This window comes from Streptomyces rimosus subsp. rimosus (assembly GCF_000720725.1).
Lineage (GTDB): Bacteria > Actinomycetota > Actinomycetes > Streptomycetales > Streptomycetaceae > Streptomyces > Streptomyces rimosus_A.
This window is the reverse complement of record NZ_JOCQ01000026.1, coordinates 1-16,461: the sequence shown is the minus strand read 5'-3', so window position 1 is coordinate 16,461 and position 16,461 is coordinate 1. Positions and strand designations below refer to the sequence as shown.

Here is a 16,461-nt window from a genome sequence, read left to right as displayed (position 1 = left end):
GCGTTGTGTAGCCGCGCCCGTCCTCCGTCTACACATGGAGGCGACAGAGGAGCGAGGAAGCCCGCCCGGCCGAGGGGGAGGCACGATGATGCGCAGTCCCCGGTGCCGCGTTCAGTGGGCCGTCCTCATGGTGGCCGCGGGCCTGGCGGGCGCGTGCGCCTGGTTCGGTGCCGCGGTGGACGGGCGCCTGTCCCCGGGCGGGATGGTGCCGGCGGCGACCGAGGCCGCCCGTGCCGACCGGCTGCTGCATGAAGGTTTCGCCTCCGGCCCGCCCCACCTCGTCCTCGTCACCCGCGTGACGGGAGCCACCCGGTCGGTCGAAGACCGCGCCGCGGCGACCCAGGGGGAACGGCTGGCGCGGCGGCTGAGCGCCGACCGGTCCGTCTCCCACGTGGTTTCCTACTGGCGGTCCCGGTCGCCGTCGCTGCGCTCGGCGGATGGGCGCAGCGCCCTGGTCCTGGTACGGCTGCGCGGACGCGAGCCGGAGGCAACGGGAACGGCCGGACGGCTGGTACCGCAGCTGGCCGGGCGCCACGGCCCACTGCAGGTCGAGGTCACCGGTGAGGCCGCCTCGCGTGCCGAGGCACTGCGGTTGGCCGGGCAGGACCAGCTGCGCGCGGAATTGCTGGCCCTGCCGCTGACCGCGCTGCTGCTGCTCGTGGTGTTCGGCTCGGCGACGGCCGCCCTCCTGCCCGTTGCCGTCGGGACGCTGGCCGTACTGGGTGCCCAGGCCGTCCTGCGACTGCTCACCGTCTGCACCGAGGTGGCGGCGAGCGCGGCCAACGTCTCCTCCGCGCTCGGTTTCGCCCTCGCCGTCGACTACAGCCTTTTCCTGCTGGCCCGCTACCGGGAAGAGACCGCTGCGGGCGCCGGCCCCGACACCGCTTTGCGCACGGCGCTGCGGACCGCGGGCCGAGCCGTGATGTTCTCCGCGGGCACGGTCATCCTGTCCCTGGCCTCGCTGCTGGTCTTTCCGCACGCCGTCCTGCGCTCCATCGCCTACGGCGGCATCGCGGTCGCCGCCTTCGCGGCCCTGGCCGCCCTGGTCGTCCTCCCGGCCCTCCTCACGGTCCTGGGCCCACGCATCCACCGGCCGGGCGTCCTCACCCGCCGGCTCCGCCGTACACGTCCCGGCCCGCTCCCCGGAAGCCGGGCCGACGGGCTGGGAAGGTGGGGGCGCTTGGCCCGGACCGCGCAACGGCGGCCGGGCCTGGTCGCCGTCGCCGTCACCGCGGTACTGCTGGTGCTCGCCTCCCCCTTCACCCGCGTGCAGATCGGCCTCTTCGACGACCGCGTCCAGCCTGCCTCCTCCACCGTCGCCAAAGCCGGTGCCGTACTGCGCCACGACTACCGGCTCGGGACGGTGATCACCCCGACCACCGTGGTCCTGCCCCGTTTCGACCTCCGGCGGCAAGCCGCCGGCCTCGACGCCTACGCCCGGCGCATCTCCCTCCGGTCGGGTGTGCAACAGGTGGAAACAGCCACCGGCTCCTACACGCGCGGCGTCCGCACACCGCCGGCGGGCGCCGCGGCGTCCGCCTTCGCCTCGCCCCGCGGTGCCCGGCTGGCGGTCGCCACCCCCGGCGAGCCCTACTCCACCGCCAACCGCGACCTCGCCCGGGCCCTGCGCCGTCTGCCCGCGCCCGCTCCCGTACTCGTCGGGGGCCCCGGAGCCGTCCTCAACGACGTCCAGCAAGCGCTCCTCTCCCGTCTGCCCTGGTGCCTGTCCCTGGCAGCAGCCGCGCTCCTGGCCCTGACCCTGGCGCTGACCCGGCGACCGGTCATGGCGCTCACGGCGCTGCTGCTCAACGCGCTGAGCCTGGCAGCCAGCTTCGGTGCCCTGGTCTTCGTCTTCCAGGAAGGCCACCTGGCCGGCCTGCTCGGCGGCTTCACCGTCACCGGCAGCACGGACGTGCTCATGCCCACGCTGATCTTCGGCATCGCCTTCGGCCTGTCCATGGACTACGAGATCCTTCTTCTCGCCCGCGTCTGCGAGGAGTACGAACGGTCCCCCGACGCCGCCACCGCCGTGGCCCGGGGCCTGGACCACACCGCGCGTCTGTTCACCTGGGCCGCGCTCACCCTCGCCGTCGTCATGGCCGCACTGGCGACGTCGGACCTGGTGATGCTGAAGATCATCGGCGTCGGCCTCGCCCTCGCGGTCCTGCTCGACGCCACCGTCGTCCGCGGGCTGCTCGCCCCTTCCGTGCTGGCCCTGGCCGGACGCGCCGCGTGGTGGAGCCCCTGGCCCCGGCCGCCGGTCCCCGCCCCGCGGCCCCTGCCGCAACGACAGCTCCCCATGGGGCCGGTCCCTGCGAAACACCCGAGGAGTGATCCCTGATGGCCGACCGGGCACTGCGGCTCTCCCGAACCCCCCACACCATCGCTCAGCGTCTGCTGAGCGCCTCCGCGGCCCGCTCCTACGACCCTGCCACGGACATCGACTGGGACGCCCCCTTGCTGGACGACGCCTGGTTCTGGCCGCCCGAACGCCTCGCGCTCTACGGCACCCCGCTGTGGAAGCGCATGGACCACCGCCAGCGCCTCGAACTCTCCCGCCACGAAGCGGCTCACATGGCGCAGATGGGGCACTGGTTCGAGCTGGCCATCATCCGTATGCTCGCCCGCCATCTGATGAACCGTGACGTCCTGGACGCACGCGCCTTCTACGCGCTGACCGAGATGGGTGACGAAACCCGGCACATCACCATGTTCGGACGGCTGCTGAACGCACTCGGCTGCCCAGCCCACCGCGTCCCGGCCCACGTCCGGCTCCCCTTCCCGCCGACCGCGGCCGCGTTCCAGGACATCACCACCTTCAGCAGCGCCCTGATCATCGAAGAGGTCCTCGACAGGCTCCAACGCGCGACCGCCCAGGACGAACGCGTCCAGCCGCTGGTGCGGTCGGTGTGCCGCCTGCACGTGGCCGAAGAAGCACGCCACGTCAGCTTCGCCCGCGCCGAACTGCGCGAAGCCGTGACGCACGCCCACCGGGGCCGCCTGGCCTTCCACCGCGTCCTGACCGCCCTGGTCGCCTCCCACACCGTCCCGCCGCTCCTGTGCCCCGACCGGTACGGCGACCTCGGGCTGCCCTCCGGCGAGGCCCGGCACCAGGCACGCCACAACCCCCACCACCGCGCCACCATGCTCTGGTGCGGGGAAAAGCTGATCGCTTTCCTCACCGAGGCGGATCTGATCAGGCGCCCCCAGCACCACCTGTGGCGCCGCTCCGGCCTGATGGCCTGACCGTCACCACGGCACCGTCACCACGGCGTACACCAGCGCCGCGCCGCGTACTCGACCACCGGATGGGCCTCCGACGCACCCATCGCCACCCGCTTGAAGTGGTCCCTGGCACGTACCGGCACCAGCGCGTCGGCGAGCAGACCCGCCTTCGCCTGCCTGCCGACCACATACCGGTGGCGCGGCCGACGGGCGACGAGCGCCCGGCAGACGGCCGACACGACCGGCTCCGCGCTCGGCAGCCGTGTACCGGACTCCCGCAGCGCCGACTCCGCCACCCGGTACATGTCGCCGAACAGCGTCTGCCGACCCGCCAGAGCCGCCAGACCGTCGGCGGCCCGGCCTTGGATGGCACTCGCGTACGCGCCTGCCTCGATGACGGCTACCCGCACTCCGCCGGGCCCGGCCTCCATCCTCAGCGCGTCGTTCAAGGCCCCCAACGCCGCCTTGCCCGCGCAGTACCAGCCCATCCCCGGAGCCGTGACACGGCCCGCGAGCGACGACACATTGACGATGCGCCCCGCTCCGCGCTCACGCATCCCCGGCAGCACCAGCCGGGCCATACGCGCCGCTCCCACCACGTTGACTTCCAGCAACTGCCGCACCGCCGCGTCCTCCAGGTCCTCCACCGCGCCCACCAGGGGGATACCGGCGTTGTTCACCAAGGCCCACGGTCCGCCCCCGGTGGCCGCCACGACTTCCGCGTACGCTGCGCGGCAGGAATCGGAATCCGCCACATCCAGCAGCACCGTCCGCAGGCTCACTTCGCGTTCAGCCGCCGCGGCCCGCAGTTTCCGGGCCTTCGGCTCGTCACGTGCCGTGGCGAAGACATCGAACCCGGCGCCTGCCAGACGCAGCGCCACCCCCAGCCCCACACCACTCGTCGCACCCGTGACCAGAACACTTCGACGCACCACACACCTCCGCAGAAGCGACACCCGACCACCATGCGCGTCCACCGCCTCCCGACCGACGGAGGTCACGGCGGTGTGTCGCACAACCACCCACTCGGTTCAGCCGTTCACCTGTGTCTTCCTCTTCACCACGGCGAGGCCGGGAGCTACGGGGAACGGGCGGGGGCCGTCCTGCAGTGGTCAACCTGCGGTGGCCGTCCGGCTCCCCCGTCACCGCGATCATCGAGCACCCGCCCGACCCGACCCGAATTTGACCGGAACGCCCATGGATAGCACCCTGTGCTGCGCCCCGCACACCGAGCGGTTCGGCGTCTCGCGGGCGCGTGTGTCCTTGCGCTGCGTCGCTCCTGTGCGCATGCCCCCTGCAGCAAGGAACCCCATGCCGACTCTCCACGACCGAACCGCCACCGCCGGAGCAGCCGCACCAGCCGGGGCGGAATCGACCACGGATGGCGACGAAGGGTGCCATACCGCGGCCGCACCACCCGCCGGGCCCCGTAGGCGCACCGACATCCTCGTCCTCGGGACCAGCGGCGGACTGCTCACCGCGTTCGTCCTGGCCGCGTTGATCGCGCCGACGGCCACGGGCGACGTCGTGAACTCCGTCTTCACCTTCGTCGCGCGCTGGTTCGGTCCGCTGTGGCAGGCGCTGCTGCTGGCGACGTTCGGCGTCGCTCTGTGGCTGGGGTTCTCCCGGTACGGGAAGGTGCGGCTGGGCGGCTCCGGGGCGCGCCCGGAGTACGGCAGGTTCCAGTGGGTCGCGATGATCATGTCGACGCTGCTCGCCGGCGGCGGAGTCTTCTTCGCGGCCGGCGAGCCCGTACAGCACTACATCGAGACCCCTCCCTATTACGAGGGCGTCGAGAGCGGGACCCGGCAGGCGGCCGACGCCGCGCTCTCCCAGAGCTTCGCGCACTGGGGCTTTCTCGCCTGGGCCGTCCTCGGGACCCTCGCCTCGATCGTGATGATCCGGGGCCAGGAGCGCGGCATGCCGCTGCGCCCGAGGACGCTGCTGTACCCGTTGCTCGGTGAGCGCGTCCGGCACTCCCGGCTGGGCGCCGCCGTCGACATCGTCTGCGTCATCGCCGTGGTGGCCGGAACCGTCGGGCCGATCGGTTTCCTCGGGCTCCAGGTCTCCTACGGCCTGTCCGAGGTGTTCGGCATCTCCGGTGGCTACCCCGTACAGCTCGGCGTCATCGTCCTGCTGACCGTCGTCGCCGTCGTGTCCGTCGCCAGCGGCATCGACCGCGGCATCCAGTTCTTCAGCAGGGCCAACATCTGGCTCGCCGCCGCCCTGGTGGCCGTCTTCCTCGTGCTGGGCTCCCTCGGCTTCGTGCTCGACTCCTTCCTCGGCGGACTCGGCCGGTACGCGAAGGACTTCGTGCCGCTGGCCCTCAACCGGGGCGACCACGCGTGGCTCGGTTCCTGGACGGTCTTCTTCTTCGGCTGGTTCCTCGGTTACGGACCGCTGATGTCGATCTTCGTGGCACGCATCTCCAAGGGCCGTACGGTGCGCGACCTCGTCATCTCCACCGCGGTCATCCCGCCGCTGGCCACCATGTTCTGGTTCACCGTCTTCGGGGGCACCGGCATCTTCCTCGAACAGCAAAGTCCCGGAAGCGTCTCGGGCCCGCTCAAGGCCGTCGGCATGGACGCCGCGGTCATCTCCATGGCCGAGCAGCTTCCGATGGGGGCCGTCGTCGCGGTGGCGCTGCTCCTGCTGACCGTGACGTTCGTGGTGACCACCACCGACTCGATGTCGTACAGCATCGCCGCGGCCGGGACGGAGACCGGTGAACCCACCCGTGCGGCACGCGTCTTCTGGGCCCTGCTCATGGGCGCCGCGGCGGCCGTGCTCATCCTCGTCGGTGACGGCGGTATCACCGCACTGCAGTCCTTCATCGTCGTCACGGCCGTGCCCGTCGGCTTCATCATGCTCCCGACGCTGTGGACCGCTCCACTCGTGGCCAAGGACATGGCCATCGAACAAGGTCTCGTCCCCGCTGGACCGGCAGTTGCCGCCCCGGAGTCCGAGCAGCCCTCGGCACCAGGACCACGCGAACAGCAGACCTGACGGCGAGAGCTGTGTGCCCGCGCCGGAGAGGCCCGGCTAGTTCTTCACGGGCCGGGCTTCGTCGGCAGCGTACGCACTCCCACGTACGGCAGCTTCCCGCGGTTATGTGGATGCCGGACGACCGGGTGGTGGACCCACACCGGCGTATCTCACGTGACTGACGACGGCCGAGGGCGGCATTCCCCGGCGCCGGGGAATGCCGCCCTCTCGTTGTGCGTGAACCGTCAGCTAAGACTTTTCTGCCCGACGAAGCACCGAGCCGCCCGCGAAGCGTGCCGAGGCACCCAGTTCCTCCTCGATGCGGATCAGCTGGTTGTACTTGGCCGTACGGTCGGAGCGGGAGAGCGAGCCGGTCTTGATCTGGCCGCAGCCGGTCGCCACCGCCAGATCCGCGATGGTGGTGTCCTCCGTCTCGCCCGAGCGGTGCGACATGACAGCCGTCCAGCCCGCCTGGTGGGCGGTCGCCACCGCGGCCAGCGCCTCGGTCAGGGTGCCGATCTGGTTGACCTTGACCAGGACCGAGTTGCCGACGCCGGTGCGGATGCCCTCGCGCAGCAGCGTCTCGTTGGTGCAGAACACATCGTCGCCGGTGAGCTGGCAGCGGTCGCCGACGCGGGCGGTCAGCTCGCGCCAGCCGTCCAGGTCGTTCTCCGCCATCGGGTCCTCGATGGAGACGACCGGGTAGGCGTCGATGAGCTTGGCCAGGTGGTCGGCGTGCTCGGAGGGGGTGCGGCGCACTCCCTCGCCCGCGTAGTCGTACATCCCGTCGCGGAAGAACTCCGACGACGCCGGGTCCATGATCAGGCCGATGTCCGTGCCGGGGCGGTAGCCGGTGCGCTCGATGGCGGCCATCACGAAGTCGAGCGCCTCCTCGGCGGTACGCAGCGCGGGTGCGAAGCCGCCCTCGTCGCCGACGCCCGTGGAGTGCCCGGCGGCCAGCAGATCGCGGCGCAGGGTGTGGAAGACCTCGCTGCCCATGCGGACGGCTTCGGCGAAGGTGTCCGCGCCCACGGGCGCGATCATGAACTCCTGGAAATCCAGTGGATTGTCGGCGTGGGCGCCGCCGTTGACGATGTTCATCATCGGCAGCGGCAGGAGGTGGGCGTCGGGGCCGCCGAGGTAGCGGTAGAGGGGCTGGCGGTGGGCCGCCGCGGTGGCCTTGGCGGCGGCGAGGGAGACGCCGAGGATCGCGTTGGCGCCGAGCCGGGACTTCGTGGCGGTGCCGTCGAGGGCGATCAGCGCGGCGTCGAGACCGGCCTGGTCCACCGCGTCCCGGCCGCGCACGGACGCCGCGATCTCCCCGTTGACGTGGGCCACCGCGCGGTCGACGCCCTTGCCGTGCCAGCGCGCGGAGTCCCCGTCGCGCAGTTCCACGGCCTCCCGGGCGCCGGTGGAGGCACCGGAGGGGACCGCCGCGCGCCCCAGGGATCCGTCCGCCAGGACGACATCGACCTCGACCGTGGGGTTGCCCCGGCTGTCGATGATCCGGCGGGCGGTGACGGTCTCGATGGTGGCGTCGACGGTTCCGACTGCCTGTGCGGACATGGGGGAGGTCCTTCCCGTTGTCGTATGCCGTGGCCCCGGCTGCGACAACGCTGGCGCTGAGCCCGACAACCAAACCGTACAGCATTGCTGCACAGTTTCGCTGCTCAGTTTTGCTGCTCAGCTTGGCTGAGCAGTTCAGCTGCATAGATCAGCGGAACAGCATCGCCGCGGAGGGCAGACGCGCAGGTCAGATGCGCGGCTCGGCCGGCGTACGGGGTAAAGTGCCCTATGCCCAACCCGGAAGCCGCCGCCATCGCCGCCGAACTGCGCACCGCGATGAGCAAGCTCACCCGACGCGTCAAACACGAGGACCGCATCCCCCTGGGCCAGGTCGCCGTGCTCGGCGCGCTCGACCGCGACGGCGCCATGACCACCAGCGACCTCGCCGCCGATCAGCGCGTACGCCCGCAGTCGATGGCCCGGGCGGTGGGACTGCTCATGGAACAGAACCTGATCACGCGCCGGGCGCACCCCACGGACGGCCGCAAGTCGCTGGTCGAGCTGTCGGACGCGGGCCGGGCCGCGCTCGAAGCGGAGCGGGGCCGCAGGGTCGGCTGGCTCGCCCAGGCCATCGAGGCCGAGCTGACGGATGAGGAGCGGGCGCTGCTGGCACGGAGCGCGGCCCTGCTGGAGCGGCTCGCAGCACGCTAGGGCTTCGGCTGACAACGTTCGTTCGATCACCGGTCACCGGTCGCCGGTCACCGGTCCTGGCCCGTGCTCCCGGGCTCTCGGCTTCGTTCGCATGGAAAGGCCCCCTTCGCCACACCGGCCGGAGGTCCGGGTACGTCCTGTCCCTACGAGGACTTCCGGCCGGCTCGCCGAGAGCGGGCTCCCGCGCGTCCCGATCCCGGCCGAGGGGGCCCGGGACGCGCGGGATGATCAGCCTCCTGCCGCGGCTCCGGCGGCGATGACCTCGCGGTTGACGGCGCGGACGCGGGCGGGGTCGACCTTGAGCTTGCGGCGGTCGTACGTCCAGAAGCCGTTGAGTTCGTTCTCCAGGTCGGAGACCTGCGTGTAGACCGAGCCGGACAGTTGCCCACCCGCCTGGCGCAGGTAGAACTTGCGGGTGTTGTCGACGTACTTGCGGGTCAGCGCCTCCGTGTCGGCCACCCCGCTGTAGATCACGGTGGGGGCGCCGGGCCACATGTGGCCAGGGGTGCGCAGGGTGAAGCCGCCGTGTTCGCCGTCCATGGCGGCACGGCGGTCGTCGGGTGCGGGCGGGTCCTCGTTGTTGTAGTCGTGGTGATCGATGATCTCGCCCTTGCCCGAGTCACCCTTGGAGTTGCAGCAGTTGACGCCGCTGTGCGCGTTGACGACACGCGAGGGGTCGGCGGCCTTGACGGACTCGGCGAGGCGGCCGGTGGCGGCGCGGTCCCACTCGCCCCAGCCCTCGTTGAAGACGACGTAGCCGCCGACGGCCGGGGAGTTGTGCGTCAGGTCCATCATCTCCCTGGCCTGGTCGGTGAACGCCCGCTGCCCCTGCTCGCCGGTGATGTCGCCGGAGACGAAGTCCTGCCACACCAGCAGTCCGAGCCGGTCCGCGTGGTAGTACCAGCGGGGCGACTCGACCTTGATGTGCTTGCGTACCGCGTTGAAGCCGAGCCGCTTCTGCCCCTCCAGGTCGAAGCGCAGCGCGTCGTCGCTGGGCTGGGTGTAGAGGCCGTCCGGCCAGAAGCCCTGGTCCAGCATGGCGAGCGAGAAGAAGGGCTTGCCGTTCAGTACGAGCTTGGGGTGGCCGCCGACCTTCTGTACGCCGAGGGAGCGCATCCCGAAGTAGCTCTTGACGACGTCCTTCGGCCCGCCGTCGCGCAGGGTGACTTCGAGGTCGTAGAGGTAGGGGTCGTCGGGCGACCACAGGTGCTGGTTCCGCACCTTCAGGTCGAGGTTCGTGTTGGCGGCTCCGGTGATCCTGCCGACCTCCTTGCCCTTCTTGTCCCGCGCCACGGCCGTGACCTTCGCCCGCGCGGAGGCGTTGCGGGATTCCGCCTTCACCTTGAGGGTGCTGCTGCCGATGTCGGGGGTGCTGACGATCCTGTCGACGGCCGTCCTGGCGACGGGTTCCATCCAGACGGTCTGCCAGATACCGGAGGACTGGGTGTAGAAGATGCCCCCGGGGCGCGACGTCTGCTTGCCCTTCGGCTGGTCGGCGCCGGCGGTGTCGGTGACCCCGACGATGATCTCCTGCTTGCCGCCCCTCTTCAGCGCGTCGGTGACGTCGGCACTGAAGCCGGTGTAGCCGCCGGTGTGCCGGGCCACCTGCTTGCCGTTGACCCACACCCGGGCCTCGTAGTCGACGGCGCCGAAGTTGAGCTTGACTCGCTGTGTGTTGCCGACGTGCCAGCTCCCGGGGACGGTGACGAGCTTGCGGTAGAACATGTGGTCCTCGTGCCGCTCGATCCCGGAGAGCTGCGACTCGACGGGGAACGGCACCGTGATCTTCTCGGCGAGCTTCTTGCCGAACGGGGGCTGTTCGTCCTTACGGGCACCGGCGAATTCCCATGGGCCGTTGAGGTTGCGCCACTTCGCCCGCTTCTCCTGTGGGCGGGGGTATTCGGGCAGCGGGTTGTCCGGGTCGACCTTGTCGCCCCACGTGGTGGTCAGCCGGTGGGTGGAGAGGTTCCCGGCAGAGCGGATCACCATCGGCACCTGCTTGCCGCCGCTGGTCAGCCCGCCCTTGCCGTCGTAGACGAAGCGCACCCGCTGGCCCTTCTGTACGGGCCCGGCCGGCGTGAGGACCACGGAGCGCGGGTCGTCCTCGTCCCTGACGACCGACGCCACGGGCATGTCCGTGGCGTCGACGTCCAGCGTCAGATGGTCCTTGACCGCCTCGGTCACACCGGCCTCGTCCTCGAACGTCGCCCGCAGCCGGCGCCCGTCGGTGCCGACCGTGAGGTCCACCGGGTACGGCTCGAAGCCGTCCGGCGGGGTGAAGGCCGACTCGGGGACCGGCTGCCTCTTGACGTCCGGGCTCTGCCAGCTCAGCACCATGTTGGAACCGCCGCTGTCCTGGAACATCTCGTACCGGAAGTCGTACTGCCGGCCGGCGGTGAGTTCGAGGGGTTCGCTCTTGACCTCGACGTCCCAATCGGGCACCCAGTGATCGATGACCGGCTTGCCGTCGATGAAGAACCGGAAGCCGTTGTCGCCCTTGGCGAAGAAGGTGAACTTCCCGCTCCCGGGAACCTCGATCTTGCCGCTCCATCGCGCCGTGGTGTGCTCGGTGCGGCCCGTGGTGATCCGGAAGGTGGAGCTCAGGTCGGGGAAGTCGACGGCCGGCTCCAGGGTTGTTCCGCCGAGTTCGGCGAAGTCGCGGGCCCCGGGCTTGGACATCCGGAAGTACTCGCCTTTGAGACCGTGTCCGCCTGCGTGCAGGGCCTTTGCCGCGCTGCCGGCGGCCTGACCCGCCGCCTGCGCGGGGAGCGCGAGGCTGCTGACGGGCAGCGACGCGGCGAGGGCGAACAGAAAGGCACAGAGCAGCATTTGGGGGTACGAGCGCCGGGGTCTCGCGCGGTATCTCCGGTGCAAGACGCCTCTGGCGCGCAGGCTCAGGCGATACGAAGAAGGAAACATAGTCAAACAGTTAGGCACAGTGAGCACCGTAAAACAACAGTTCTGCACGGGAATTGGCCGGCGGACGGCGCTGTTCCGCCCCGACCGGTCGAGGGGCGCGGCACGGCAGGCGCATCACCACGTAGAACACATCGCACTGCGGATGTGCGCGGTAGGCGCGCACGGCGGGCGCCCTCGGCAGATGCACTGGAGGGGCGGGACGCCACGGCATCCCGCCCCTCCAGCACCTCCGGCGCATTCCGCCCCTGATCAGGGAATGGGCGGCCGGGTCGGCGCCGGGCAGGTCGGCTCGTACTCCTCGATCAGCCGCAGGGTGTCACCCAGCCCCCGGACGAGCAGCGAACAGACCGTGCCCCGGCCCAGTTCCCGCCGCGCGATCCATTCGAGGGTGACGCCCTCGACACTGGAGAGCCAGCCGACCAGCGCCGTACGGGCCAGCGCGGGTATCTCCGCGCGGCCCCAGGCGGCGTGCGCGATGGTGCCGATCAGCTGCTCGCGGACCGCCTCGCGGATGGCGAGCACTTGCGCGTCGAAGCCGACGCCGCCGGTGACGATGGCACGGTAGGCCGCCTGGTGGTGCTCCGCGTACCGCAGATAGCCGTCGATCGTGTGCTGGACCCGCTCCATGGGCGGCAGGTCGTGGGTGCTGGAGGCGCGCTGGACCAGTTCGGCGACCGCGTCCTCGATGATCGCAAGGTAGTAGCCGCGCTTGTTCTTGAAGTAGTAGTAGATCAGCCCCTTCGCGACACCGGCCTGGCGGGCGATGTCGTCCATGGACAGGGCGTCGTAGGAGGTGTCGGCGAACAGCTTCCTTCCGACGGCGATCAGTTCGGCACGCCGCGCCTGCGAGCGCTCGGTGGCGCGGGCGGTCCGCGGGGCACCTGGTCCGCGCTGTTGACTATTATTCAATTCGAGCCCTAGTCTCCAACTGCCACGGGTTTTCCGCAGTATGGCAGAGGTACGCCACCTGCGGCTTCGTCCCGTAGCCGCTCCACACAGGCACTTCCCTCGCGCGCTCGCACGTGTCCACGGCTGCGCTCGCAGCCGGTCCATCGCTGCCCCGGGGAGGAAGCAGTGAGCAAGAACAAGCGGCCGTTGCCTCAGGGACGCACTTCCTGGAGAAAGACCGCGGTGACGGCGATCCCCGCGGTGCTCGCCGTCGGCGCGATGGCCTCGGTGATGGCCGAGGGCGCGCTGGCCGCCTCCTTCGCCGTCTCGGGCACCAACTTCCAGGTCTCGTCCGGCAAGCTGACCAGCCAGGGCCTGGCCTCGTACGTGCACACCGACCGCGACGCGGGCGGCACGGGGCACCCGGTGGCCCTGCTCGGCCTGGGCAAGGCCGTCCTGAGCGACATCTGCCAGGCGGCCGAGGTCAAGACGCCCGTCGGCACGGTGGTGTTCAAGCTGACCGCGGGCGGCGACGCCGGCCAGGTCACCGCCGACAACCTCGTCATCGACGGCGAGGACCTGGTGGGTGACGCGCGGTTCGGTACGGCGCAGATCGGGCGGGACGCCTCCACCCTCGACCAGGTGCCCGGAGTCCAGGGCGAGAAGGGCAAGTTCGGGCTCCAGGCCGGGAACATCGAGGTCGCCGGAGTCCGGTCGCACGCCTGGTCCGCCACCGGCGGCAACTTCCGCCTCAAGGGCCTGCGGCTCGATGTGAGCCTGGGCGGCAAGAAGTGCTTCTGAGCAGCCGGCGCCCGATCGCCCGGCGCCGGCCCGTGCGGCGCCCGGCCGTCCGGCCACCGGCCGTCCGGCTCCCCTGGCCCGAGCGGCGCGCGGCGTTCCGCGGCTGGCGGCGGACCCGGCCGTTCTGGGCCGGGCTGCTGCTGGTCCTGGGCGGCGCGGAGCTGCTGCTCGTACCGCTGTCACCGCTGACCGTACTGATCAACCTCGGCCTGGGCGGGCTGGCCGCGATCGGCATCGGTCTGGCCCTGATCGTGGCCGGGCTGTTCCTGTGGCTGCGCCCGGCCGCCCACCACTATGTGAGCCTGCACGCGCTGATCCTATCCGTGCTGTCCTTCGCGGCGACCAACCTGGGCGGATTCCTGGTGGGGATGGGGCTGGGCATCGCGGGCAGCGCGATGGGGTTCGGGTGGACGGTGGTGGAGGAGGAGGGTGGTCGTACGGGGCGCGCCTCGGCCGATCCCGAGTCCGATGCCAAGCCTGATTCCGACAACAGCACGCCCGGCCCCCGAACCCGATCCCTCGCCGTAGCACTGCCGGTCGCCCTCATCACGGTCATCGGCACCCCGGCCCCACCCGCGCGTGCGGCGGCCGGCATCCCAGCGCCGCCCACCCCGCCCACCGTGACCACCACGATGTTCGCACCGAAGGGCTTCACGCTCGCCGGTGTCACCACCGTGCCCACCGTCAACGGCCCCGTCAAAGCGATGGTCCTGCACATGAAGGCCGCCTCACTCACGGACTACCGACTCATCACCCGTGACACAGGCGGCCCTCAACTGGGCCTCAAAGCCCGCACCTTGGACCTGAGCGGCAACGTAACGCTCTACCTGACCAAATTCAGCGGCTGCCTGGAAGGCATCATCTGCCTGACCTTCACCCCCGACACGCTGCCGGTGCCGCCGGTCATACCGCCGTTCGTCTTCATGACCGACGTCGACGCCGAACAGGCCCTGGTCACCTCCGACCTGATCGTCGCGGACGGGCTCACGCTGGACGCCGGGGCGGCAGCGGGGTCGGCATGATCGGGCTGCCGGCCGCGCTGTTCTGGGCGTACGGCATCGGCTCGACGTTCGCGCTCGCCGCCGCCCGGCAGTTGCAGTTCCTCGAACGCCGCGCCGCCGACCGTACCGGGCTGCCCCGGCTGCTCGCCCCACGCTTGATCAGCCGCGCCGCGAACCCGTACCTGTGTCTGACGCTCCTGTACGCCGCGGTGCTGCTGGTGCCGACCGGGCTGTTCCTGATGTGGCAGAACCCGTCCTGGTCGACGATGCACATCGCGGACGGCCACCGCGGCGTCTGGGCGGGCCTGCCCCTCCTCTACGCGGGCGGCGTCGTGACCGCCACTCTCCTCGGTTTCCTGTTCGCCCAGGCCCTGTGCCTGGTCGGCGCGGGCTACTGGGCGTACCTGAATTGCGTCGTCGGTCACTTCCTGCTCTTCGGCACCCTCGTGCACGGCTGGGACGGCCAGGGCTACCGCCGCTTCCTCAGTACGGACGGTGCCGCCCTGCGCGCCTGGCCGAAGGACAGCGTGGTCAACAACGTCCTGCGCTTCCTGACCTCCGGCACCTTCCTCGCCCTCCTGGTCCTCGGCGCCGCCGTCATCGGCGTACTGCTGCTGACCGAGATCGGCTGGCTGGCCGAGGGCTGGCTCCTGCCGGGCGGCGCACAGGACCTGAAGGTCCCGCGCTTCCTCGCCGTCGCCATCGCGGGCGCGGGACTGTACGGGCTGCCGCTGCTCGGCGCCCTCCTCGCGAGCACGCTGGTCCGCTTCCTCGGTTTCCCCGTAGGCCTGGCGGTTTTCGCCGTGGTCGCGGGCGGGCTCCTACTGCCGCGCCGCTCCCCCGTCCGGTGGCTGTACGGACTGGTGGGCCTCCCGAAGGGCCATTGGCGGGCGATGGCGGACCTGCTTCCGGAGGGCGGGGCGGCAGTGGCGCGGCCCTGACGGTACCGCCACGCCCCCACGCCACCCTCCAGCGGGCTTTACTGCCCAGCGCCGTACGAGCACCATCGGTTACGGGGGCGGGGGCAACAGGCAGTCGGCAGTCAGCAGTCGGCAGTCGGCAGTCGGCAGTCGGCAGTCGGCAGCAGCCGCAACGGAGAGGTGACGCGTGGTCAACCCTTGGCTGGCGATGGAGTCGGGAGCCGACCCCGTGGAACGCACCCGTACGGTACGGCGGGCCCACGAGGAATTTCTGGCGGGCGGGTCGGTGGCCCAACCGGTACGCCAAGTGGTGGCCGACTCGTGGCGCCGGTCGGCGTCCGCGCGCGCAACGCTCGACGGACCGGCCCCGATCGACCTCGACGAGTCCGAGCTGCGCGCCTACCGCGACGCGCACCCGCTGGCCCGCGCCATGCCCGTCTTCCGCGAGCTGCTGGGCACCATCGCCCACGACGGCGCCCACCTGCTCGCCGTCTGCGACCCGCAGGGCCGGCTGCTGTGGGTGGAAGGCCACCCCGGCGTACGGCGGCACGCGGAGCGCATGAACTTCGTCGCCGGGGCCCGCTGGGACGAACGGCACGCCGGCACCAACGCGCCGGGCACCGCGCTGGCCGCCGACCACGCCGTACAGATCTTCGCGGCCGAGCACTACAACAAGCGTGTCCAGAAGTGGACCTGCGCGGCGGCTCCCCTGCACGACCTGCGGACGGGCCGGCTGCTGGGAGCCGTGGACATCACCGGCGGCGACCACCTCGCCAGCCCGCACAGCCTGGCACTGGTCCAGGCCACCGCCCGCGCCGCGGAGGCTCACCTCGCCGCGTACCCGGAACGGACCGCACCCGCCGCCCACCTGACCGTCCTCGCCCGGGACGAAGCGGTCCTGACCACGGACGGCCGAACCCTGCGGCTCGGCCCCCGGCACAGCGAGATCTTGCTCCTGCTGGCCCGGCATCCGGAGGGCCTGACCGGCGACCGACTGGCCGCGCTTCTGTACGGAGAACGCGATGTCCGGCCGGTGACCCTGCGCGCGGAACTCTCCCGCCTGCGCCAAGTGGTCGGACCCCTGCTCGACTCACGCCCGTACCGCCTGACCAGAGCGGTGGAGACGGATCTGGACCTGGTCGAAGCGGAGCTGGCGTCCGGCAACCTGACGGCAGCGCTGCGCGACTACCGCGGCCCGCTGCTCCCCCTATCCGAAGCCCCCGGCGTCCGACGCCTGCGCTCCGTACTGGAAGACCGGCTACGGCGAGCCGTCCTCACCCACCGCGACCCGGAGGCCCTGCGCCTGTGGGCCGATACGCCCTGGGGCGAACACGACCTGGCGGTATGGGAGGCACTGGAAGCGACCACCCGACCTGAGGACAGGCGGGCATCCCGCACGGCGACACGGCTCCGTACGGCCTACGACCTTCCGTCAGCGTCCCGGTAGGTCCCACCACCAACTCCCCACCAGTCCCCCCCCACCAGTTCCGCCACCATCTCCGCCC

Annotated in this window: 11 protein-coding genes and 1 pseudogene; 8 read left to right on the top strand and 4 right to left on the bottom strand. The window is 71.2% G+C overall.

Annotated elements, in window-relative coordinates; all coding sequences use genetic code 11:
• The first annotated feature begins 85 nt into the window (after positions 1-85).
• Both IH45_RS0115835 and IH45_RS0115830 read left to right on the top strand, forming a co-directional pair.
• Complete coding sequence (locus IH45_RS0115835; RefSeq protein WP_050514891.1) at positions 86-2,341, top strand: MMPL family transporter; 2,256 nt, start codon at positions 86-88, stop codon at positions 2,339-2,341.
• The gene (locus tag IH45_RS0115830) at positions 2,341-3,246 is read left to right on the top strand and encodes an AurF N-oxygenase family protein (RefSeq protein ID WP_030667543.1); all 906 of its coding nucleotides are present in this window, start codon (positions 2,341-2,343) and stop codon (positions 3,244-3,246) included. Before IH45_RS0115835 ends, IH45_RS0115830 begins: the two co-directional genes overlap by 1 nt.
• Before the next feature lie 17 nt (positions 3,247-3,263).
• Here IH45_RS0115830 and IH45_RS0115825 read toward each other — a convergent pair whose 3' ends face one another.
• Entirely contained in the window at positions 3,264-4,157 is an 894-nt protein-coding gene (locus IH45_RS0115825) for an SDR family NAD(P)-dependent oxidoreductase (RefSeq protein ID WP_107058650.1), read from the bottom strand.
• A gap of 379 nt (positions 4,158-4,536) precedes the next feature.
• Between IH45_RS0115825 and IH45_RS0115820 the strand changes: the two genes are divergently transcribed.
• Positions 4,537-6,231, top strand: coding sequence for a BCCT family transporter (locus IH45_RS0115820; RefSeq protein WP_078897596.1), 1,695 nt, complete (start codon positions 4,537-4,539; stop codon positions 6,229-6,231).
• Between the two features lie 228 nt (positions 6,232-6,459).
• Here the strand turns inward: IH45_RS0115820 and eno are convergent, their stop codons facing one another.
• On the bottom strand, positions 6,460-7,776 hold the full coding sequence (gene eno / locus IH45_RS0115815; RefSeq protein ID WP_030667534.1) for a phosphopyruvate hydratase: 1,317 nt from the start codon (positions 7,774-7,776) through the stop codon (positions 6,460-6,462).
• A 228-nt stretch (positions 7,777-8,004) separates the two neighbouring features.
• Here eno and IH45_RS0115810 point away from each other — a divergent pair, with 228 nt between their 5' ends.
• Entirely contained in the window at positions 8,005-8,427 is a 423-nt protein-coding gene (locus tag IH45_RS0115810; protein WP_030371107.1) for a MarR family winged helix-turn-helix transcriptional regulator, read from the top strand.
• Between the two features lie 234 nt (positions 8,428-8,661).
• Here IH45_RS0115810 and IH45_RS0115805 read toward each other — a convergent pair.
• Both IH45_RS0115805 and IH45_RS0115800 read right to left on the bottom strand, forming a co-directional pair.
• Positions 8,662-11,256: pseudogene (locus IH45_RS0115805) on the bottom strand (PA14 domain-containing protein); the annotation flags it as partial.
• 339 nt (positions 11,257-11,595) lie between these two features.
• The gene (locus tag IH45_RS0115800) at positions 11,596-12,255 is read right to left on the bottom strand and encodes a TetR/AcrR family transcriptional regulator (RefSeq protein ID WP_030667529.1); all 660 of its coding nucleotides are present in this window, start codon (positions 12,253-12,255) and stop codon (positions 11,596-11,598) included.
• Positions 12,256-12,420: 165 nt separating this feature from the next.
• On the opposite strand from IH45_RS0115800, the gene IH45_RS0115795 reads away from it, so the two are divergent.
• From IH45_RS0115795 to IH45_RS0115780, 4 genes are all read left to right on the top strand, one after another.
• On the top strand, positions 12,421-13,035 hold the full coding sequence (locus IH45_RS0115795; RefSeq protein ID WP_030667526.1) for a DUF6230 family protein: 615 nt from the start codon (positions 12,421-12,423) through the stop codon (positions 13,033-13,035).
• A gap of 32 nt (positions 13,036-13,067) precedes the next feature.
• Positions 13,068-14,057, top strand: a complete 990-nt coding sequence (locus IH45_RS0115790) for a DUF6114 domain-containing protein (protein ID WP_030667523.1) — start codon at positions 13,068-13,070, stop codon at positions 14,055-14,057.
• On the top strand, positions 14,054-14,977 hold the full coding sequence (locus IH45_RS0115785; RefSeq protein WP_030667521.1) for a hypothetical protein: 924 nt from the start codon (positions 14,054-14,056) through the stop codon (positions 14,975-14,977). Before IH45_RS0115790 ends, IH45_RS0115785 begins: the two co-directional genes overlap by 4 nt.
• Before the next feature lie 166 nt (positions 14,978-15,143).
• Complete coding sequence (locus tag IH45_RS0115780; protein ID WP_030667518.1) at positions 15,144-16,403, top strand: helix-turn-helix domain-containing protein; 1,260 nt, start codon at positions 15,144-15,146, stop codon at positions 16,401-16,403.
• Positions 16,404-16,461: the final 58 nt, after the last annotated feature.